The sequence below is a fragment of the Pseudomonas sp. EL_65y_Pfl2_R95 genome, from assembly GCF_963971045.1.
Lineage (GTDB): Bacteria > Pseudomonadota > Gammaproteobacteria > Pseudomonadales > Pseudomonadaceae > Aquipseudomonas.
Genome location: NZ_CAXAOV010000006.1, coordinates 279,192 through 299,542 on the forward strand (window position 1 = coordinate 279,192; position 20,351 = coordinate 299,542).

Genomic DNA, 20,351 nt, shown 5'->3' on the forward strand with positions numbered 1-20,351 from the left:
GATGCGCTGGCCCTAAAACTGCAAGATCAAGGTTTTCAACGGGGGTTGGCCATCGCTCGACGGGAAGTCAGCCGCCGGGCTTATTACCTGGCAATCACGTACCGGACGCCCCAATTTGCTAGCGCAACGTAGCACTTGTTCGCGCCAGTCGCTGATGGCAACTTTGGCCAGATTGTTACAGCAGATCAATACACCATCATCGGCGGTGGCCAAGATCGCCGGCTTTAGCAAACTTTGGTAATCGCGCAGCAGGTCGACTGTGCCAAATGCACTTTTTGCCCATGCCGGCGGATCCAGTAGCACTAAATCGAATTGCTCGGGCTTTAGCCGTGGATAGCTCGGCAGTTTCTGTCCGCGGCGCTGGGCGATCGGCAAGCCTGCGAGCTGGCGGATAGCCGGAAAGTAGTCTGACTGAATGAACTGCATGGGTTGCAGTGCTGGGTTGAGTGCACCATTTTCGCGACCGACCGCCAGATTGCCTTCGGCGAAATCCAGGTTGGTCACCGCCTTAGCGCCGCCCGCCGCAGCGGCAAGACCCACGCCGCAGGTGTAAGCGAACAGGTTAAGCACTCTTTTACCGGCGCTGTGCTGTTTGACCCAGCCGCGCGCATTGCGTAGATCAAGAAACAGCAGCGGATCTTGCCCGGCATGGCGTCCGCGCACCCGGTAGTTAAGGCCCCATTCATGGCCGATCATGTCTTCCAGGGCTGCATCTTGCGCGGTATACACCGGGTCTTGACGGTCGATACGCGAGTTGCCTTTTGAGCGGTCGTTGTAGACCAGCAGCAATGGTTGATCGACAAATGCATTGCACTTATCGGCGAGTTGCAGCAGCTCCTCGCGGGTCAGGCTGTGATGAAAACTCTGCACCAATAGTTGCGGGCCGTAACGGTCGATGGTTAAGCCGCCCGCGCCTTCCTGGCTGCCATGAAACAGGCGATAGCAATCGGTGCCTTGGCTGTGCAGTTGTTCGATTAACGGCTGACGATCAGCCAGTGCGGCGCGCAGCGCCAATATGAGAGCGGACATGCGCGACGACTCAAGAGGGGTAAGTGTGCCTAGTTTATCAATAAAAATGCCGGTGCTGAGCGACAGCACCGGCATTTAGATGGCGAGGGCTTAGTTGCGCTCTATAGCCAGGGCAACACCCTGGCCGCCACCGATGCACAAGGTGGCCAGGCCTTTTTTGGCATCTCGTTTGATCATTTCGTGGAGCAGGGTGACCAGTACCCGGCAGCCAGATGCGCCAATCGGGTGGCCGAGAGCAATCGCGCCGCCGTTAACGTTGATCTTCTGGGTATCCCAGCCCAGATCCTTGTTCACCGACAGGGCCTGTGCGGCGAAGGCTTCGTTGGCTTCGATCAGATCAAGGTCTTCAATTTTCCAGTTGGCTTTTTCCAAGCAGCGACGGGTCGCTGAAACCGGACCAATACCCATGATCGCGGGATCAACCCCGGCGTTAGCGTAACTGGCGATGCGCGCCAACACCGGCAAGCCAAGGGTCTTGGCTTTGTCTGCACTCATCAGCAATACCGCTGCGGCGCCATCATTGAGGCTTGAAGCGTTACCAGCGGTTACCGTGCCGTCCTTTTTGAACGCAGGCTTGAGCTTGCCCAGTGATTCGGCAGTCACACCGGCGCGCGGGCCTTCATCTTTGGCAAAGGCGATCGGATCACCTTTGCGTTGCGGGATCATGATCGGCGTGATTTCAGCGTCAAAGCGACCGGCGTCAGCAGCGGTGACCGCTTTGAGTTGTGAGGCGGCAGCGAAGGCATCTTGCTGTTCACGGCTGATGCCATATTTGTCGACCAGATTTTCGGCAGTGATGCCCATGTGGTAGTCGTTAAACGCATCCCACAGGCCGTCGGTGATCATGCTGTCGATAATTTTCGCGTGGCCCATGCGCAAGCCAGTGCGCGCACCTGGCAGCACGTAGGGGGCGAGGCTCATGTTCTCCATGCCGCCGGCAATGATCACATCGGCATCACCGCAGCGAATCGCTTGAGCACCCAAGTGCAGGGCCTTCAGGCCTGAGCCGCAGACTTTGTTCAGGGTCATCGCCGGTACTGCAACGGGCAGCCCGGCAAGAATCGAGGCCTGACGAGCCGGGTTTTGCCCGGAAGCAGCAGTCAAAACTTGGCCGAGGATAACTTCATCAACTTCAGCGGCATTTAACCCCGTTTGCTCAAGCAGGCGGCGGATTACCGCTGCGCCCAGTTCAGGTGCTGGAATACTCGACAGCGCACCTTGGAAGCTACCAATGGCGGTACGTGTGGCGGCGACAATAACGACTTCTTGCATGATTGTGTCCTCAGTCCTCGTAGGGTGAACAAGGCGAGGCTTGTCCACCGTGGTTTTGCTGTTCGTTGCTTCCTGTGGTGGACGGGAACGGCGTCGTCCACCCTACCGATTTGGCTGCTTTCCCCTATGTTGGCACACTGGCTTAAGTGGCGACTATCCCTAAGCGCCGGCGTGCTCGATGGATAGCGCCGCTGCGCACCGCCCAGCGCAGCACTGGCGCAAGTCGATTAATGCGCAGGCGAATCCAGCGGCTGCGGCCAGGGCTTATCGGCTGTCCCAGCATGATCTGCGCCCAGTTTGGCAGCAGGTCGATGCCGCCTTGCATAAATAACGTGGCAGCGAAACCGGCAAAAAAGCTGGGTGCGGGCGCGTTGAGCAGAATGCGCAGAACTTCCAGTGAGCGCTCATCGCACAACAATTGGGGGCGCATGTGCTCGAGGTAGAGCGAAATCTCTGCCCTGGAGCGCGGTACATCGGTTGCACCCAAGCGCTCAGCAATCACTGCAATTTCGCTGTAGTAACGGTCTTGATCGGAGCCGGATAAATCCGGGTTGCGATAGCGTAGATGTGACTGCAGAAAACTGTGCACTTCAGCCACGTGAACCCAGGTCAGCAGATCTGGATCGCTGGCTGCGTAGGGGCGTCCGTCAGGGGCAAAGCCGGTAATGTGCAAGTGAATGTTTTTGACTTTGTCGATCAGCCAGTCGGCATCGGCTTTGGCACCAAAAGTGGTGCCGGAAATGAACTGCCCAGTGCGGCGCAACCGACCGAGTAAGTCTTCACGAAAGTTCGAGTGATCCCACACCCCGGCCAGGGCTAAAGGATGCAGTGCCTGCATGAGCAGGGCGCTGATACCGCCAACCAGCATGCTGGTGAAATCGCCGTGAACCTGCCAACTGATTGACTCCGGGCCAAACATACCGGGGTCGCCTTTGGGGTTTTCAAAGTCGATCTGGCCCAACGCAATACCGCTGAGTCCCAAGACCTGACTTTCGATTTTTCGGCGAATATATTCCATGGCGCAAGTGTGCGGTTTATCCGCAGCAGCTACAAGCAACACGCAGCCTGTCATGCTATGCACGCGCATTGGCCCCTGATCCGACTGGAGCAGGGGCAAAGGTTGCGGTTAGCGATTAAGGCGCTTGTCGATCAAGTCATCGACCACCGAGGGGTCAGCCAGGGTTGAGGTGTCGCCCAGGGTGTCGAGCTCATTGCAGGCAATCTTGCGCAGGATTCGGCGCATGATTTTGCCGGAGCGGGTTTTCGGCAAACCGGGTGCCCACTGCATTAATTCAGGCTTGGCGAAGCTGCCAATTTCCTTGCTCACCAGGGCCAGCAGTTCCTGTTGCAGGGCGTCACTGGTGTCCACCCCATTCATCAGCGTGACAAAGGCATAGATGCCTTGGCCTTTGAGGTCATGGGGGTAACCGACAACGGCTGCTTCTGCGACGGCGTCGTGGAGGACCAGCGCACTTTCGACTTCGGCGGTGCCAATGCGGTGACCGGAGACATTGATTACGTCATCAACGCGGCCAGTGATCCAGTAATAGCCGTCTTCGTCCCGGCGCGCGCCGTCGCCGCTGAAGTAATAGCCTGGATAGGCTGAGAAGTAGGTCTCGATCATGCGCTGGTGATCGCCGTAGATGCTGCGGATCTGGCTTGGCCAGCTGGCTTTGATCGCCAAAACCCCAGAGCCTGCCCCTTCGATCTCTTTGCCTTGTTCATCCATTAGAACCGGTTGTACGCCAAAGAACGGCCGGGTGGCGGAGCCGGGCTTGAGGTCGGTCGCCCCGGGTAATGGGGTAATCATGATTGCGCCCGTTTCGGTTTGCCACCAGGTATCAACAACCGGACAACGCTTGTCGCCGACCACATTGAAATACCATTCCCAGGCCTCGGGGTTGATCGGTTCACCGACGCTGCCGAGCAGGCGTAAGCTGCTGCGTGAGGTGCTTTTGACCAGATCGTTACCCTCCCGCATCAAGGCGCGCAAAGCTGTTGGTGCGGTATAGAAGATGTTGACTTGATGCTTGTCGATCACCTGCCAGAAGCGCGAGGCATCCGGGTAATTGGGCACACCTTCGAAAATCAGGCTGGTTGCTGCATTCGCCAGCGGGCCGTAAACGATATAGCTGTGGCCCGTTACCCAGCCGACATCAGCGGTACACCAGTAAATGTCGCCGGGGTGATAGTCGAACACATATTTGTGGGTCATCGCGGCCTGTAGCAGGTAACCGCCGGTAGAGTGCAACACGCCCTTGGGTTTGCCTGTACTGCCGGAAGTGTAGAGGATGAACAGCGGATCTTCTGCATCCATTGGCTCTGGCGGACAATCCGCACTGGCCGCGTGCATGGCTTCGTGGTACCAAATGTCGCGGTCTTTAAACCATTGGACCTCGCCTTCCGTGCGTTGGGCAACGATCACGGTCGAAACGTCCGGGCAGCTTTGCAAGGCCTTATCGACATTGGCCTTGAGCGCAACGTACTTTCCACCGCGCACGCCTTCGTCGGCGGTTATAACGGTGCGGCAATCTGCATCGAGAATACGGTCGCGCAGGGCGTCGGGGCTAAAGCCGCCGAAGACCACCGAATGCACCGCGCCAATCCGGGTGCAGGCGAGCATGGCATAGGCCGCTTCCGGGATCATTGGCATGTAGATACACACCCGATCGCCCTTTTTCACGCCGCGGCTTTTTAGCACGTTAGCCAGGCGGCACACGTTATGGTGCAATTTGTTGTAGGTGATATTGGCTGATTCTGTTGGGTTGTCACCTTCCCAGATCAGCGCAACCTGCTCGCCATGTTTTTCCAGGTGGCGATCAATGCAGTTGTAACTGACATTCAGTTTGCCGCCCTTGAACCAGCTGGCGTGGCCTTTGCGCATATCGACCTGATGCACGCTTTGCCATGGCTCGAACCAGTCGAGAAATGTTTTGGCCTGCTCAGCCCAGAAGGTTTCAGGCTGCTCGATTGACTGCTTGTACAGGCGCAGGTAGTCATCGTTGTTGATGTGTGCACGTTGGCGAACATCGTCAGCGACAGGATGGCGAGTAACTTCAAACATGGCGGGACCCTTATTTTTTTATCCGCGACAGCTTTAGGTTAGCACTCCATGGTCGGTGATTGTTGTGGGTTGCCGCGCTTCTGGCTAAGCGGTAATGCTGCGCGCACAAACGCCAAGCCCCGACATGTGCCGGGGCTTGGGGGTACATCTAGTGCGCTATTAGCCGCGGTGACGGGCGCGGAAGAAGTCGATCAGGCCTTGCGTCGATGGGTCTTCAGCTGCATTGGATTCGGCGCCAACGAGGCGTGAATAAACCCCTTTGCCGAGCTCCTTACCCAACTCAACACCCCACTGATCAAAGGCATTGGTTCCCCAGATAACGCTCTGGGTGAATACCTTGTGTTCATACAAGGCAACCAGCGCACCCAGACGGCGAGGGCTAATCCGCTCCAGGACCAGGGTGTTACTTGGCCGATTGCCCGGAATTACTTTGTGCGGTGCAAGTTCGGCTATTTTATCTTCACTCAAGCCTTGGTTGCGCAGTTCGGTTTGGGCTTCTTCATAGCTCTTGCCGAGCATCAAGGCCTGGCTTTGCGATAAGCAGTTAGCGTAAAGCCACTGGTGGTGGTCGGCGACCGGGTTGTAACTGACAACGGGCACAATAAAGTCTGCGGGAATCAGTTGGGTGCCTTGGTGCAGCAACTGGTGATACGCGTGCTGGCCATTACAGCCAACGCCTCCCCAGATCACCGGGCCAGTCGCGCAGTTCACCGGGCTGCCATCTTGCATCACTGACTTGCCGTTGGACTCCATGTCGAGTTGCTGCAGGTGTTTGGTGATGTTCCGCAAATAGTGGTCATACGGCAGGATGGCCTGGCTCTGGGCGTCCCAGAAATTGCCATACCACACGCCCAGCAGCGCCATCAGCACGGGCATGTTTTGTTCAAAGGGTGCCGTTTGGAAGTGCCGGTCCATGCTGTAAGCGCCGGACAGTAACTCCTTAAAGTTGGACATGCCGATAGTCATGGCAATCGGCAGACCAATCGCCGACCACAGTGAGTAACGGCCGCCAACCCAATCCCACATTGGGAAGATATTCTCTTCACGGATACCAAAGGCAACTGCAGCTGTGGTGTTACTTGAGACTGCAATAAAGTGACGGTAAAGCTCAGCCTCGCTGCCGCCTTGCGCCAGATACCAGGCGCGCGAAGCCTGGGCGTTTTTCAGGGTTTCAAGGGTGCTGAAAGACTTTGAGGAAACGATAAACAGCGTGGTTTCGGCGCGCAGCTTGGCAGCCAGATCATGAAACGAGCTGCCGTCGATATTGGCCAGGTAATGGCAGCGCACACCGCGCTGAGCAAATGGCAGTAACGCTTCGGAAACCAACTGCGGGCCGAGGAATGAGCCGCCGATGCCGATATTGACCACGTCAGTGATCGGCTTGTCGGTATAACCGCGCCAAAGCCCGTCATGCACGCTGCCGACCAGCGCCGTCATTTTGTTGAGCACCTGCTGCACCTGAGGCATGACATCAACGCCATCGACCAGCACCTTGTCGCCGATCGGGCGGCGCAGCGCGGTGTGCAGGGCAGGGCGGCCTTCGGAGGCATTGAGGTGTTCACCGGAAAACATCGCGTCAATAGCGGCTTGCAGGTCAACGTCGCGGGCCAGTTTAACCAGCAGGTCGCGAGTCTCTGCGGTCATCAGGTTTTTCGAGTAGTCGAGAAACAGCCCGCAACCGCTCAGGCTAAAGCTATTAAAACGCTGAGGGTCAGAGGCAAATGCATCGCGCATGCTGAAGTTCTGCAAGCTGGCTCGATGTGCCTGAAGTGCTTGCCAAATGGGCTGGGCAGTAACATCGAGAGGTTGCTGGTAATACGGCATTTGCGCGAGCTTCCTTTTATTAGTGGCGATAACGAGGTTGGTTCAAGACAGGCGGCCCATAACTGGAGCGGTCTTGATAAACAGGCTCAAGAACCAAGGCTAAAATCAGGCCAACTGCTGGGCGCCGGGACAGGTCCAAGGCTGATCGTGTTACCTGGAGCCTGTACAGCATACCCGGCTTTAGGGCTTTTTCGCTCAGCTTGGCTGCAATAAGCTGATTCACAGCTGTTCAGCGTGCTCATCCGTGAGCTGCTTAAGTGCGGCTGCGATCAGCCCGCAGGCGAATCCAGATCAACCAAGAGGTTGTCGATTAGCCGGGTGTTACCGATAAAGGCCGCGACCAAGATAACCAGATGGCGGTCGTTCTCAGTGGCTGGGCGCAGGCTGTTCGCCTCACGTATTTCTAAGTAATCAGGGCGAAAGCCTGCTGCCGCGTGCTGGCTTTGGGCGTGGGCGATCAGTTTTGCCGAGTCTTGGTTACCGGCTTTCAGCGCACTGGCAATTTCTTGCAGCGATTGGTAGAGCACCGGGGCGGCGCTGCGTTGCTCATCGGTCAGGTAGCCGTTTCGCGACGACAGGGCCAAGCCATCTGCCGAGCGGACCGTGGGCTCGCCAATAATCTGGATCGGCATATTCAGGTCGCTGACCAGCGTGCGGATAACCGCCAGTTGCTGAAAGTCCTTTTGGCCGAAGATCGCCAGATCAGGCTGCACCATATTGAACAGCTTGCTGACGACAGTCGCAACGCCGTCGAAGTGACCCGGGCGGCTTGCGCCACACAGACCTTCGGACACACCGAGCACACTGATCCGGGTTTGACCGCTCATGCCGCGTGGGTACATCTCATCTACGCTGGGGGTAAACAACAAGTTGCAGCCAGCCTTGACCAAGGTTTCTTGGTCAGCAGCCAGAGTGCGGGGGTACTTGTCCAGGTCTTCGTTGGCGCCAAATTGCAGCGGGTTAACAAAGATGCTGGTCACTACAAAATCGCTGCGCTGAGCGGCTTTTTCGACCAGGGCTGCGTGACCTGCGTGCAGGTTACCCATGGTTGGGACCAGACTGATGTGTTTGCCTTCAGCACGGGCCGCTGCAACAGCGGCGCGTAATTCGCGAACGGTTTTAACCGTGTTCATGCAGAGAATCCATGTTCGGCAGCTGGGAAGCTTTGGTCTTTTACAGCTCTGACGTAGGCGGTCAGTGCACCTTGAACAGAGTTTTGCCCAACCATAAAGTTTTTCACGAACTTTGGTGCGCGACCGGTCAGTGACAGGCCCAGCATGTCATGCATAACCAGCACCTGGCCGTCGGTACCGGCGCCAGCGCCAATGCCGATTACCGGAATGCTTACGGCTTGGGTGATTTCATTCGCCAGTTCACTCGGTACACATTCAAGGACCAGCATGGCTGCGCCTGCTTGCTCGAGCGCCATGGCGTCCGCACGCATTTGTCGCGCCTGGGCTTCTTGACGACCCTGGACTTTATAGCCGCCGAGTACGTGCACTGCTTGTGGGGTCAGCCCCAAGTGGGCACACACTGGAATGCCGCGTTCGGCTAACAGGCGGATAGGTTCAGCCAGCCATACCGCACCTTCGAGTTTGACCATATGCGCCCCCGCTTGCATCAGGGTTGCCGCGTTGGTCAGGGTTTGTTCGATGGTGGCGTAGGCCATAAACGGCAAGTCAGCGACGATCAATGCGCCTTGGTTGCCACGCTTGACGCTGGCGACGTGATAGGCCATTTCAGCAGTGGTCACGGGCAGCGTGCTGTCGTGTCCTTGTAGAACCATCCCCAGCGAGTCGCCAACTAGCAGCACATCAACCCCTGCTTGGCAGGCGGCATGGGCAAAGGTCGCGTCATAGCTGGTCAGCATGGCGATTTTTTCGCCGCTTTGTTTGAGGCTTTGCAGAGTAGTCAGGGTTATATCAGCCATTTAGATTGTCCTCACTCAGGCATTATCAAGCAGAAAGCTGCTCTAATTTGGCCTGCATTGGCCTCGGTTTGCACCGGTGCTGGGCAACGGGACGCCTATAGTCCTGATGACGCAGCGTTAAGTCAATTGCGGGTGTTACCGTCTTGTTACCGAGCCTGTGCTGAAACGCCTTGGCTTGGCTGTTTTCGGCTAGGTTCTGATGCCTTGAAAACTGCCTCAATCGCCCTGTTTCAGCCGTCATCAGGGGTTATGTTACCGGGTGACAATAGAGACTGTCCCTAGTGGGCGTCGGGCAGCCGTTCAAGACCTTCGAATGGACATGCGGCAAGCAAGGCCTGCAGGGTGCGGCCGTCTGGCAATTGCAACTCAGGGGCTATTTCGGCAAGTGGGTAGAGCACAAATGCGCGGGCGTGCAGGTGATAGTGCGGAACCACCAAGCGCGGCTCATTAAGCAACTGCTGGCCGAACAGTAAAATATCCAGATCGAGTGTGCGTGGGCCCCAGCGCTGCGCTTTGCGCTCGCGACCTTGTTCCCGTTCAATCGCTTGCAGCGCATCCAGAAGTTGCAAAGGACTTAATTGGGTGTCGAGTGCGGCAACAGCATTGAGGTAGCGCGGCTGGTCTGCAGGGCCGAGGGGGTCGCTGGCATAGAAGCTTGATTGGGCGACCAGCTGGGTATGCTCGATTTCGTTGAGCGCTGACAACGCAGCCGTTAACTGCTGCTGCGGCGTTGCCAGATTGCTGCCCAGACCAATATAAGCGCGCTCCATTAGTCGTTGCTAGGGCTCGAGTTGGCTTCGCCCGCAGGGTTGCGTTTGCGTCCCTTGTTGCTGCGACGGCGTTTGCGCGGAGCGCCTGTGTTGTCATCTTTGCTGCTGAGGTCGCGAATCATGTTGCGGCGCTCGCTGTCACTCGCATCTTGATACGTCGTCCACCAATCACCGAGGCCATTGGTGTCTTCGCCTGCACTTTCGCGCAGTAGCAGAAAGTCATAGCCTGCACGAAAGCGCGGGTTTTCCAGCAGGGCATCTGCACGTTTCCCGCTGCGGCGCGGCAAACGCTCCTGCATATCCCATATTTCGCGGATAGGCATGGTGAAACGCTTGGGAATCGCGATGCGTTGGCACTGCTCGGCGATCAACTCATGCGCGGCTTCTTGCATGGCCGGAATCGGTGGCATGCCGCGCTCTTGCAAGCGCAGTACGCGGGCCGGGAGGGCAGGCCAGAGTAGGGCTGCAAAGATAAATGCCGGGGTAACCGTTTTGCCTTGTTTGATGCGTTGGTCGGTGTTGACCAAGGCATTGTGGATCAGGTTGTCGGTGTAGTCCGGATTTTCCTTTAGCGCGGCAGCGGCAGCGGGGAACAGTTGACCAAACAGGCCGTAGTCCACCAGTAACTCATAGGTGTAAACCGCGTAACCGGCGAGAAATAGCTTCAGCACTTCATCAAACAGACGGGCTGAAGGGATTTCATTTAACAGGGACGCCAGTTTGTAGATCGGTGCAGCGCTGTGCTTCTCAATGTCGAAGTCGAGTTTGGCGGCGAAGCGAATCGCCCGCAGCATGCGCACTGGATCTTCTTGATAGCGTTGCGTCGGATCGCCGATCAGACGAACCAGGTTGTTGCGAATATCGTGGGCGCCGTTGGCGTAATCCAGAATGCGCTCGTTTGACGGGTCGTAGTACAGCGCATTAATCGTGAAGTCGCGGCGCTGGGCATCGTCCTCAAGGTTGCCGTACACGTTGTCGCGCAAAATCCGACCGCTTTCGTTGCGTGAAGACAGGTTGCTGTTTTCTTCCTCGTCACCTTCTGGGTGATTGGCGCGGAAGGTGGCAACCTCGATGATCTCGCGGCCAAAATGCACGTGCACCAGTTTGAAGCGCCGGCCAATGACCCGCGCATTGCGGAATTCGGCGCGCACCTGTTCGGGTGTGGCACTGGTGGAGACATCGAAGTCTTTGGGGTCGACATCAAGCAACAAATCACGCACACAACCACCCACCAAGAATGCTTGATAGCCAGCGTTTTGAAGGCGCTCGACTACACTGATCGCATAGCGGCTGATTTGCCCGCGCTGGATAGGGTGTTGGTTGCTATTGAGCACAACAGGGGTGCTGTGCGATTGCTTGGCATGGCGCACAGGGGGACGTAAGGACTTGAACAGCTTTTTCAGCATGGGATGCACTGTATAACGAAATGGTCGGCCAGAATTGATGTTGACCGCATGATTGGCGCGGATTCTAGCATTATGCAGGGATATGGTGTAGGAGGGAGGTGAATCATTGTTGAAATGTAGAAAGCACTGAGGGAGCCGAAGCTCCCCCTTAAATTGTTGCGTGCTTTATTTTTATTATTATTTCGGGCTTGTTGTTTTTGTTGAATTGCCCGTTCCTTCCGGCCAAAGGCCTTAGGAAAACCTCCCAAGTTGGGAGTTAGTAGCAAACGGATTTCTTTGGATGCTGACATTGCAATGATCATTCCGTGATCCAACCAGTTCAGGTGCTGCTTGTAAGCAGTTTTATTGTTCTCTACCTGGTCGCGGGGCAAGCCCCAAAAGCATATCCTCTCCAAAAGAATCAGTTTTCTGCGCCTCCTGTCCTGTTGTTTTTGTTGTACTGGAGTCGTTACGTTTTATTTTTATTATCTTTTTTTGCTGCTTGTTATTGTTGTTGTGCAATAGATAAAGCATTCAGCGTGCCAAGTTTTCAGAATCCTTTAAAATCAAGGGTTTAGCGCGGTTGGTAATATTTTGTAGGTAGAAAAAAGCCGGGTGACGTTACCGTAACTCCCGGCTTTTGTTACTAAGTATTGAAACGGTAACAATCTGGGGAACCCTCGTGCTGGCCCACCTGTCACCTTGGTCGAGATCTGTTACCCGCTGACTGCACCTGATTTACGCCGTGGAATCCCCAAGCGCTGACGACGTTCCCACAGGCACTTGCGACTGATACCCAATTTGCGGGCCAGTTCGGTCTCGGTCATGTGGTCTTGATGTTCGAGGACAAAGTGCTGGAAGTAGTCTTCCAGCGAGAGGTCTTCGGTTGGTTCATGGCTATTGCTGCTGGATTGGGCGCCGCTCGACCTGTCAAAGTCATCGTCTTCCATGTCATCCAGCTCCACATCAATGCCCAGTAGCTCGGCTGTGATCAGTGGGCTTTCGCATAGGATCACGGCGCGCTCGATGGCATTCTCCAGTTCACGCACGTTACCGGGCCACGGGTATTGTCGAATGGCGTGCTCGGCATTTGCAGCGAAGTGCAGATCATCCCGGCCGATGCGAGCGGATTGCCGCTGAAGAAATGCTTGGGCGATTTCCAATACATCCTTGCCACGTTCGCGAAGCGCCGGAAGCTTAAGCGCAATTACATGCAGGCGGTAATACAGGTCTTCACGAAACTGGCCGGTTTTGGCCAGTGTCTTTAAATCGCGGTGGGTGGCGGCAATCAGGCGCACATCAACCTTTTGCGACTGCACGGAGCCTACACGGCGAATTTCACCTTCTTGCAATACCCGTAGCAGCCGCGCTTGCGCTTCAAGCGGTAACTCACCGATTTCATCGAGAAACAGGGTGCCGCCGTCAGCGGCTTCAACCAAGCCTGCACGCGCAGCGCTGGCGCCAGTAAAGGCACCTTTTTCGTGACCAAACAGCTCGGACTCAATCAGGGTTTCAGGAATCGCTGCGCAGTTAACCGAGATAAGCGGCGCCTTAGCGCGCTTTGACAGGTTATGCAGGGCGCGGGCTACCAGTTCTTTGCCGGTGCCCGATTCGCCCTGAACCAGGACATTGGAGTCGGTTGGCGCGACTTTACGGATTTTGCTGTAGAGCTCAAGCATCGAGGGCGAGGAGCCAATGATGCCAATCTCGCCATTGCTGTTGTCGACGCCCTTGTCACTGCCTGCGCCATTGCTGCGCTCTGGTGCCGTGCTCAGAGTGCTTCTCAGCGCCTGATGGTCGCGCAGAATGCGGGCAACGGCCTGGAGCATTTCGTCGTGGTCGAATGGCTTGGCAATGTAGTCGACTGCGCCCATTTTCATCGAGTCGACTGCCGAGCGCAGGCTCGCGTAGCTGGTCATAATGAGCACAGGGGTGCCTTCGCCGAGCTTTATCAGCTCAGTCCCAGGCGCACCTGGCAGGCGCAGGTCACTGACAATCAGGTCAAAGCTGGGAATACTAAAACGCTCTTGCGCTTCTTGTACTGATCCGGCTTCGCTGACTTCGTATTGATTGCGCTCCAGTAGGCGGCGCAAGGCAGAGCGGATAATAGTTTCGTCTTCGACGATCAAAATATGAGGCATTAATTCGGTCTCTCGACGGTCTCAGGTCGCTGGTTTAAGTCGCTATTGACGTCGCTTCAACATGCCGCGGCAACGTCACCCTGATTCGGGTGCCCCGTTGCAGTTCGGTATCAGCCGGGCTGTCGATTGTTATTTGTCCATAATGCTCTTCCACGATGGAATAGACCAGCGCAAGGCCGAGCCCGGTTCCACTACCAGGGTCTTTAGTGGTGAAGAATGGCTCGAATAAACGGTCCATTATGGCCTTGGGAATACCGCTGCCCTCGTCCTCGACAATCAGATCCACGGTATGCTCGGAAGCCTCGGTCTTGACCCGGATAGCGGTATCAGCGGAGGAGGCATCGCGGGCATTGGACAGCAGGTTGATTAGCACCTGCGCCAATCGTTGTGGATCGCCTACGACCCAATGATCGGAATCACACAGATTATAAAAATGTACTTCAATACTTTGCCGGTTTAACGAGAGGAGGCCAATGGCATCCTGCGCCACTTCGGCTAGGCATACCGGTTCATCGGCATGTTGATGGGAGCCCGAGTGGGCAAAGCTCATCAATGACTGGACGATTCTGGACACGCGCTTGGTCTGCTCGAGGATCTGCTGGCTGATTTCGGTGAGTTCGCCATCATCTTCGCGTTCCTCACGCAAGTTTTGCGCGAGGCAGGCAATGCCGGTGATAGGGTTGCCAATCTCGTGAGCAACCCCTGCCGCCAGTCTGCCAATACTGGCCAAACGTTCGGAATGCACCAGTTTATCTTCGAGCACCTGAGTGTCGGTCATGTCTTCGAGCAGAATCACCAAGCCGCTATTGCCGGGCGCGAGTGGCTCGATGATCGCGGCTTTGTGCAGGCTCAACCAACGGATCATGCCGTCTTCGGTCAGCGGGTGCTTATGCAGGTGCTGGTCGGGCAGTTCGATAAAGTTGGTGAGGAGGCTGCACCAAGGTTCTGTCAGGGTGTTGAGGCGTGAACCCACTACACGTTGCGCCGGGATATCAGTGAGTTCCTCCATGGCTTTGTTCCACATCAGAATCTCTTGATCCTTGGCCAGTGAACACACGCCCATGGGCAGTTCTTGCAGGGTTTGCCGGTGATAACGCCGCAAAGCATCGAGTTCGGCGGCAAGACCGGTGAGACGTGAGTGGTAGTCCTCTAGCCGGCTCTCAATAAAATGTATGTCTTCGGTGACGTAAGCTTCGCTGCCACTTTTAAAGGGCAGAAAGGTTTCAACGATATCTTGCGACACACTCGGGCCCATCAAGCCAGACAAGTTGGCCTCAATGCGATCACGCAAACGGCGCAACGCATAGGGTCGGCTTTCATCGAAGGGCAAATGCAGGTCGCGTAGCGCTTGTTCAATTTCCCGCTGTGCGGTCTTGGCTCCCAAGGGCTTGGCCAACTGGGTCGCGAACTCCTGGGGCGATGCCGCCAGCAATTCTCGCCGCTGGGGGCGGCGCACGTTGTCCACCGCACAGGCTTGCGCGGCACTTTTTTCTTCTTCGCTGGCTTCGCTGAACAATGAGACCAGTGTGAATATCAATACGTTGGCCGCCAGTGAACCAGTTGCCGCCAAATGCCAGCTGCTGTCATTGAGTACATAAACCATATCGACGACAGGTAGATAGATGTTCTGCAAGTTGCCGAGCAGCGGCATCAGCATGCTTACCGCCCAGACCGATATCCCCGCCAGGAGGCCGGCAATAAAGCCACGTCGGTTAGCGGTTGGCCAGTACAGCACTGAAAGCACGCCCGGCAGAAATTGCAACGTGGCGACAAAGGCAACAATGCCGAGGTTGGCAAGGTCCTGCTCGGCACGTAGCAGGGCATAGAAGCCGTAGCCGGTCATGATGATCAAGACGATCAGGGCGCGCCGGGTCCATTTCAGCCAGCGGTAGATATTGCCCTCAGCCGGTGGCTGGTAGAGCGGTAACACGACGTGGTTGAGTAACATCCCCGAAAGCGCCAGGGTGGTCACAATAATCAATCCACTGGAGGCGGATAACCCGCCGACATAGGCAATCAGCACCAGAATCGGGCTATTAACCGCCATGCCCAGGCCAAGGGTGAAGTATTCCGGGTTAGTGGTTGCGCCGAGTTTTAATCCTGCCCACAGAATGAGCGGCACCGCCAGGCTCATCAATAAAAGGAACAGAGGCAGGCCCCAACTGGCGCTGACCATTGCCCGGGGATTGATATTTTCGGTGAAGGTCATGTGGTACATGTGCGGCATGACAATCGCAGACGCGAAGAACACCAGCAACAATGTGCGCCACGGCCCTTCTTGCAAGGGCGTGTGCAGGCTGGTGAGCGCTGCCTGATTTTGCACCAGCCATTGTTCAAGGTCGTGGGGGCCATTGAACACGCCATAAAGTGCATAGAGGCCGATGGCGCTGATTGACACCAGCTTGACTACCGATTCGAACGCAATCGCGAAAACCAAGCCTTCGTGTTTTTCGCGTGTGGCGATGTGGCGTGCGCCAAACAAGATGGTGAAGAGGATGATCAGCACGCAGAAACTTATCGCCACCCGTGCCTGCATCGGCTCGTGCGTGAGAATGCTGATGGTGTCAGCCACTGACTGAATTTGCAGGGCAAGCAGGGGCAGCACACCAATAAACATGAAGAGGGTCGTCAGCGCTCCCGCCCAGGTGCTGCGAAAGCGAAAGGCAAATAAGTCGGCCAACGATGACAGCTGGTATGTGCGGGTGATGCGTAAAATTGGGTAGAGCAGCACAGGCGCCAGCAGGAATGCCCCTGAGACACCTAAATAGCTGGCTAAAAAGCCATAACCATATTGGTAGGCCAAGCCGACGGTGCCGTAGAACGCCCATGCACTGGCGTAAACTCCCAGAGACAGGGTGTAGGTCAGCGGATGGCGTATGATTTTTCGGGGAATCAACCCATGTTCGCTGGCCCACGCCACGCCAAACAGCATAAGCAGGTAAGCCGCACTGATAAGGATCAGCTGGCCAATACTAAAGCTCATCGGCATCTCGTTGACTCTGCAGAATAAATGTCACCACGATCAGAATCAGCCAGAGCAGGTAAGGCCGGTACCACGCACCATTTGGGTCAATCCACCAATCCATGATGGCCGGGGAGAACAGGTAAATCCCCACCACCAGAATCAGCACGAGTCGATAGATATACATGCCGCATCTCTTTTCGTGAGTATGTCGATGTTACCGGATGCGTAGACAGCTGCGTAGTTTGCTGGTGCCGAGTTGTTCACATCGCCAAGCTGTACAGGTGTTGCCGGCACAACTTTGGTTTGGCTGTGAAGTTTACAAGCTGCCGCAGCACGGACTGCAACTGCGTTACATTGAGCTGTAATGACATATAGGCAGCATCTGGTCACGGGGTTGGACCCTAATTTGTGCGTATGATCATTAACCGATGTGCTGCTGCGCGATTCTGGTGCTAAATCAATAAGCTCACGCTCGATCCCCAGTTGGAAACTCAGATGGGCAGGGCTCTGGCATAAGATTTGCGCAGCGTGTTTATCGCTCAGGCAAGCAGGAGGCCCACTGTGTCGATCCATATCGCATTACATCACGTTAGCCATTACCGGTATGACCGGGCCGTTAACCTAGGCCCGCAGATTGTGCGTTTGCGCCCCGCACCCCACAGCCGCACGCGGGTGCTGTCTTACGCGCTGAATGTTGAGCCCGGCGAGCACTTCGTCAATTGGCAGCAAGACCCGCAAGGCAACTACCTGGCCCGTTTGGTATTTCCAGAGAAAACCCGCGAGTTAAAGGTTGAGGTTGATCTGGTCGCGGAGATGGCGGTCTTCAACCCATTCGACTTTTTTTTAGAGCCCTACGCGGAAAAAGCGCCTTTTACCTACACCGAAAGTGAGCAGCGTGAGCTGGCACCCTATTTAGTGACGCTGCCGAGTACGCCGTTGTTTGCCAAGTATTTGGCCGGTATTTCCCGTGAACAGCTGGCGACTATCGACTTTTTGGTGGCGATTAATCAGCGTCTGGCGGGTGACATCAAGTACCTGATCCGTATGGAACCCGGCGTGCAAACGCCTGAGCAAACCCTGAAGAATGCCTCGGGCTCATGCCGCGATACGGCATGGCTGATGGTGCAGTTGTTGCGCCAATTGGGAATGGCTGCACGGTTTGCCTCAGGCTATTTGATTCAGTTAACCCCAGACGTTAAGTCATTGGATGGGCCGTCGGGCACTGAGGTTGATTTCACCGATCTGCACGCGTGGTGCGAGGTGTACCTGCCGGGCGCCGGCTGGGTGGGACTTGATCCGACCAGCGGCTTATTTGCCGGGGAGGGGCACATTCCTCTGGCCTGTAGCCCTGAGCCATCATCCGCGGCGCCCATCAGTGGTGGGGTCGATGAGTGTGAGTGTGAGTTTTCCCATGAAATGCGCGTTGAGCGTATCTGGGAGGCGCCGCGGGTCACTAAACCCTATAGCGAAGCGCAGTGGCTGGCGATAAATAGCTTAGGTAAACAGGTAGACGCTGAGCTTAAAGGTGCCGATGTGCGTCTGACTATGGGGGGTGAACCGACCTTTGTAGCGCTGGATTACCCGGACGATGCTGAATGGAATACGGCAGCGCTGGGACCGAACAAGCGGCTGCTGGCGGCGGATCTGTTTCATCGCTTGCGAGAGCACTACGCGCCGCATGCGCTGGTGCACTTTGGTCAGGGTAAGTGGTATCCAGGGGAGCAATTGCCCCGGTGGTCATTGAACTGTTTTTGGCGGCGCGACGGCCAACCAGTGTGGCGTGATGCCAAACTTTACGCCGATGAGCACCGTGACTACGGTGCGGATGAGGCCCTTGCCGCGACGTTCCTGCAAACCCTGGCAGGACGCCTGGGTATATCAGCTGAACATCGTTTTCCTGCCTATGAAGATGGCTTTTATTTCTTGTGGCGTGAACGCAAGTTACCGAGCAACGTCACGCCAGATGATCCGCGCCTAGCCGACCCGCTGGATCGCGAGCGCCTGCGCAAAGTCTTTCAGCAAGGGCTGGACAAGGTCATCGGCCATGTCTTGCCGTTGGCGCGTAACGCCGCTGAAACCCAGTGGCTAACCGGCAGCTGGTATTTGCGCGAAGAGCATTGTTGGCTGATTCCCGGTGACTCGCCGTTGGGGTATCGCTTGCCGCTCGAGTCGCAGCCATGGGTTAGCAAGGCCGATTATCCCTATGTGAATCCACCTGATCCTTCACAGCGCTTGGCACCACTTCCGGCTGCCGCTCAGGTGCAGAGCCAATTGCGTGGCGTATGGCAAGGCAGTCGAAAGGCACCGGCAAAGCATCCGCAATTGAATAAATCGGCCGACGATATTGTGCGCACCGCGCTCTGTGCAGAGCCACGTGACGGCCGCCTGTACCTGTTTATGCCACCCTTGGTGCGGCTTGAGGATTACCTGGAACTGGTCGCGGCTATTGAAGCAACCGCAGCCGAACTTGATTGCCCAGTGATACTTGAGGGATATGAGCCGCCAGTTGATCCGCGCCTGCAGTTCTTCCGGGTTACCCCGGACCCGGGGGTGATTGAGGTCAATATTCATCCTGCTGCAAGTTGGGATGAGTTGGTCGAGCGCACCGAGTTTCTCTATGAGACGGCGCGCCAGTGCCGTTTAAGTAGCGAAAAGTTCATGATTGATGGTCGCCATACAGGCACGGGTGGCGGTAATCACTTCGTTTTAGGTGGCGCGACGCCGCCGGACTCTCCTTTTTTACGTCGCCCAGACCTGTTAAGAAGCCTGATCAGCTACTGGCACAATCACCCGTCGCTGTCGTATTTGTTTTCCGGTTTGTTTATTGGTCCGACATCGCAGGCGCCGCGGGTAGATGAGGCGCGTAATGATGCGCTCTACGAACTCGAAGTGGCCTTTGCGCAAATGCCGGAGCCGGGCAAGGACTGCGCGCCGTGGTTGGTCGACCGTCTACTGCGTAACCTGTTGGTCGATGTAACCGGTAACACCCACCGGTCTGAGTTCTGTATCGACAAACTTTATTCACCGGACTCAGCCTCAGGGCGACTGGGATTACTTGAGCTGCGTGCCTTTGAAATGCCGCCCCATGCACAAATGAGCTTGGCCCAGCAGCTCCTGTTACGCGCCTTGATCGCGCGCTTCTGGAAGCAGCCTTATCAGCCCACGAGATTGGTGCGTTGGGGTACAGAGTTGCATGACCGCTTCTTGCTTCAGCACTTTGTTGAGCAAGACTTCAATGATGTGCTGCAAGACCTGAGCGGTGAGGGTTACAAGTTTCGCGCCGAGTGGTTTGCGCCGCACTTTGAGTTCCGCTTTCCGAAAGCCGGTGACTTTAATGTCAAGGGCATCGACATGGAGTTGCGTCAAGCCTTGGAACCTTGGCATGTGTTAGGCGAAGAGGGCACCGCAGGCGGGACTGTGCGTTATGTCGATTCATCGCTGGAGCGCTTGCAAGTCAAAGTACGCGGCATGACTCCTGATCGCTACGTTATTACCTGTAACGGCGTCCCTGTGCCACTGCACTCAACCGGCAAGGTCGGTGAGTTTGTCGCCGGTGTTCGTTATCGCGCTTGGCAACCCGCCAATTGTTTGCAGCCGACCATCGGTGTGCATGCGCCGCTGGTATTTGATGTGTTCGATACCTGGATGAGTCGTTCACTGGGTGGCTGTCAGTATCACGTTGCACATCCGGGCGGGCGCAGTTATGAAACCTTGCCGGTTAATGCTTATGAGGCTGAAAGCCGACGTTTGGCGCGTTTCTTCAGGCTTGGCCATAGTCCTGGCAAGCGTGCCCCCATGGCGATGATTGGCAACAGTGAATTGCCGATGACCCTCGATTTGCGACTTAGTCCTGTAAGCCGCAAAGACTAGTCTCTAGCTGGGGGGCTGATCACAGGTACAAATATTCAGGTCAGCTACTCTGGCCTGAATATTTGTGCCTGCGCAAATGCTAAAGTTTGTTTGTGTAAATG

Annotated in this window: 13 protein-coding genes; 1 reads left to right on the plus strand and 12 read right to left on the minus strand. The window is 56.2% G+C overall.

All coding sequences use genetic code 11. The features are described from left to right. Positions 1–12: 12 nt before the first annotated feature. The 12 genes from AACY09_RS19430 to AACY09_RS19485 form a co-directional block, all read right to left on the minus strand. Entirely contained in the window at positions 13–1,029 is a 1,017-nt protein-coding gene (locus AACY09_RS19430) for a class I SAM-dependent rRNA methyltransferase (protein WP_339490347.1), read from the minus strand. A gap of 90 nt (positions 1,030–1,119) precedes the next feature. Continuing rightward, positions 1,120–2,301: an acetyl-CoA C-acetyltransferase gene (locus AACY09_RS19435; protein ID WP_339490348.1), complete on the minus strand. Its 1,182-nt coding sequence runs from the start codon at positions 2,299–2,301 to the stop codon at positions 1,120–1,122. 142 nt (positions 2,302–2,443) lie between these two features. Beyond that, a complete protein-coding gene (locus AACY09_RS19440) occupies positions 2,444–3,319 on the minus strand; it encodes an oxygenase MpaB family protein (RefSeq protein WP_339490510.1) in 876 nt (291 codons plus the stop codon). A gap of 108 nt (positions 3,320–3,427) precedes the next feature. Then, positions 3,428–5,365, minus strand: coding sequence for an acetate--CoA ligase (gene acs, locus AACY09_RS19445; RefSeq protein WP_339490350.1), 1,938 nt, complete (start codon positions 5,363–5,365; stop codon positions 3,428–3,430). A 159-nt stretch (positions 5,366–5,524) separates the two neighbouring features. Further along, complete coding sequence (pgi, locus tag AACY09_RS19450; protein ID WP_339490352.1) at positions 5,525–7,189, minus strand: glucose-6-phosphate isomerase; 1,665 nt, start codon at positions 7,187–7,189, stop codon at positions 5,525–5,527. Between the two features lie 269 nt (positions 7,190–7,458). Continuing rightward, positions 7,459–8,322 carry a pantoate--beta-alanine ligase gene (panC, locus tag AACY09_RS19455; RefSeq protein WP_339490353.1) on the minus strand — a complete coding sequence of 288 codons (864 nt, stop codon included), beginning with the start codon at positions 8,320–8,322 and terminating at the stop codon, positions 7,459–7,461. Continuing rightward, complete coding sequence (gene panB, locus AACY09_RS19460) at positions 8,319–9,119, minus strand: 3-methyl-2-oxobutanoate hydroxymethyltransferase (RefSeq protein WP_339490354.1); 801 nt, start codon at positions 9,117–9,119, stop codon at positions 8,319–8,321. The genes panC and panB overlap by 4 nt, the downstream gene beginning before the upstream one ends. Positions 9,120–9,397: 278 nt before the next feature. Further along, positions 9,398–9,889, minus strand: coding sequence for a 2-amino-4-hydroxy-6-hydroxymethyldihydropteridine diphosphokinase (gene folK, locus AACY09_RS19465; protein WP_339490355.1), 492 nt, complete (start codon positions 9,887–9,889; stop codon positions 9,398–9,400). Further along, entirely contained in the window at positions 9,889–11,295 is a 1,407-nt protein-coding gene (locus AACY09_RS19470) for a polynucleotide adenylyltransferase PcnB (protein WP_339490356.1), read from the minus strand. The genes folK and AACY09_RS19470 overlap by 1 nt, the downstream gene beginning before the upstream one ends. A 695-nt stretch (positions 11,296–11,990) precedes the next feature. Continuing rightward, positions 11,991–13,415: a sigma-54-dependent transcriptional regulator gene (locus AACY09_RS19475; protein ID WP_339490357.1), complete on the minus strand. Its 1,425-nt coding sequence runs from the start codon at positions 13,413–13,415 to the stop codon at positions 11,991–11,993. Between the two features lie 34 nt (positions 13,416–13,449). Beyond that, the gene (locus AACY09_RS19480) at positions 13,450–16,404 is read right to left on the minus strand and encodes a sensor histidine kinase (protein WP_339490359.1); all 2,955 of its coding nucleotides are present in this window, start codon (positions 16,402–16,404) and stop codon (positions 13,450–13,452) included. Further along, positions 16,388–16,564, minus strand: coding sequence for a hypothetical protein (locus tag AACY09_RS19485; RefSeq protein ID WP_003244646.1), 177 nt, complete (start codon positions 16,562–16,564; stop codon positions 16,388–16,390). Before AACY09_RS19485 ends, AACY09_RS19480 begins: the two co-directional genes overlap by 17 nt. 377 nt (positions 16,565–16,941) lie before the next feature. Here AACY09_RS19485 and AACY09_RS19490 point away from each other — a divergent pair, with 377 nt between their 5' ends. Beyond that, positions 16,942–20,250, plus strand: a complete 3,309-nt coding sequence (locus AACY09_RS19490; protein WP_339490360.1) for a transglutaminase family protein — start codon at positions 16,942–16,944, stop codon at positions 20,248–20,250. Positions 20,251–20,351 lie beyond the last annotated feature (101 nt).

Excerpts from the sequence above, each read along its gene's own strand:
- AACY09_RS19430 (WP_339490347.1), bottom strand. The coding sequence starts at position 1,029 with ATGTCCGCTCTCATATTGGCGCTGCGCGCCGCACTGGCTGATCGTCAG.
- acs (WP_339490350.1), bottom strand. The coding sequence starts at position 5,365 with ATGTTTGAAGTTACTCGCCATCCTGTCGCTGACGATGTTCGCCAACGT.
- AACY09_RS19480 (WP_339490359.1), bottom strand. The coding sequence starts at position 16,404 with ATGCCGATGAGCTTTAGTATTGGCCAGCTGATCCTTATCAGTGCGGCT.
- AACY09_RS19470 (WP_339490356.1), bottom strand. The coding sequence starts at position 11,295 with ATGCTGAAAAAGCTGTTCAAGTCCTTACGTCCCCCTGTGCGCCATGCC.
- AACY09_RS19435 (WP_339490348.1), bottom strand. The coding sequence starts at position 2,301 with ATGCAAGAAGTCGTTATTGTCGCCGCCACACGTACCGCCATTGGTAGC.
- AACY09_RS19485 (WP_003244646.1), bottom strand. The coding sequence starts at position 16,564 with ATGTATATCTATCGACTCGTGCTGATTCTGGTGGTGGGGATTTACCTG.
- panB (WP_339490354.1), bottom strand. The coding sequence starts at position 9,119 with ATGGCTGATATAACCCTGACTACTCTGCAAAGCCTCAAACAAAGCGGC.
- folK (WP_339490355.1), bottom strand. The coding sequence starts at position 9,889 with ATGGAGCGCGCTTATATTGGTCTGGGCAGCAATCTGGCAACGCCGCAG.
- AACY09_RS19475 (WP_339490357.1), bottom strand. The coding sequence starts at position 13,415 with ATGCCTCATATTTTGATCGTCGAAGACGAAACTATTATCCGCTCTGCC.
- pgi (WP_339490352.1), bottom strand. The coding sequence starts at position 7,189 with ATGCCGTATTACCAGCAACCTCTCGATGTTACTGCCCAGCCCATTTGG.
- AACY09_RS19440 (WP_339490510.1), bottom strand. The coding sequence starts at position 3,319 with ATGGAATATATTCGCCGAAAAATCGAAAGTCAGGTCTTGGGACTCAGC.
- panC (WP_339490353.1), bottom strand. The coding sequence starts at position 8,322 with ATGAACACGGTTAAAACCGTTCGCGAATTACGCGCCGCTGTTGCAGCG.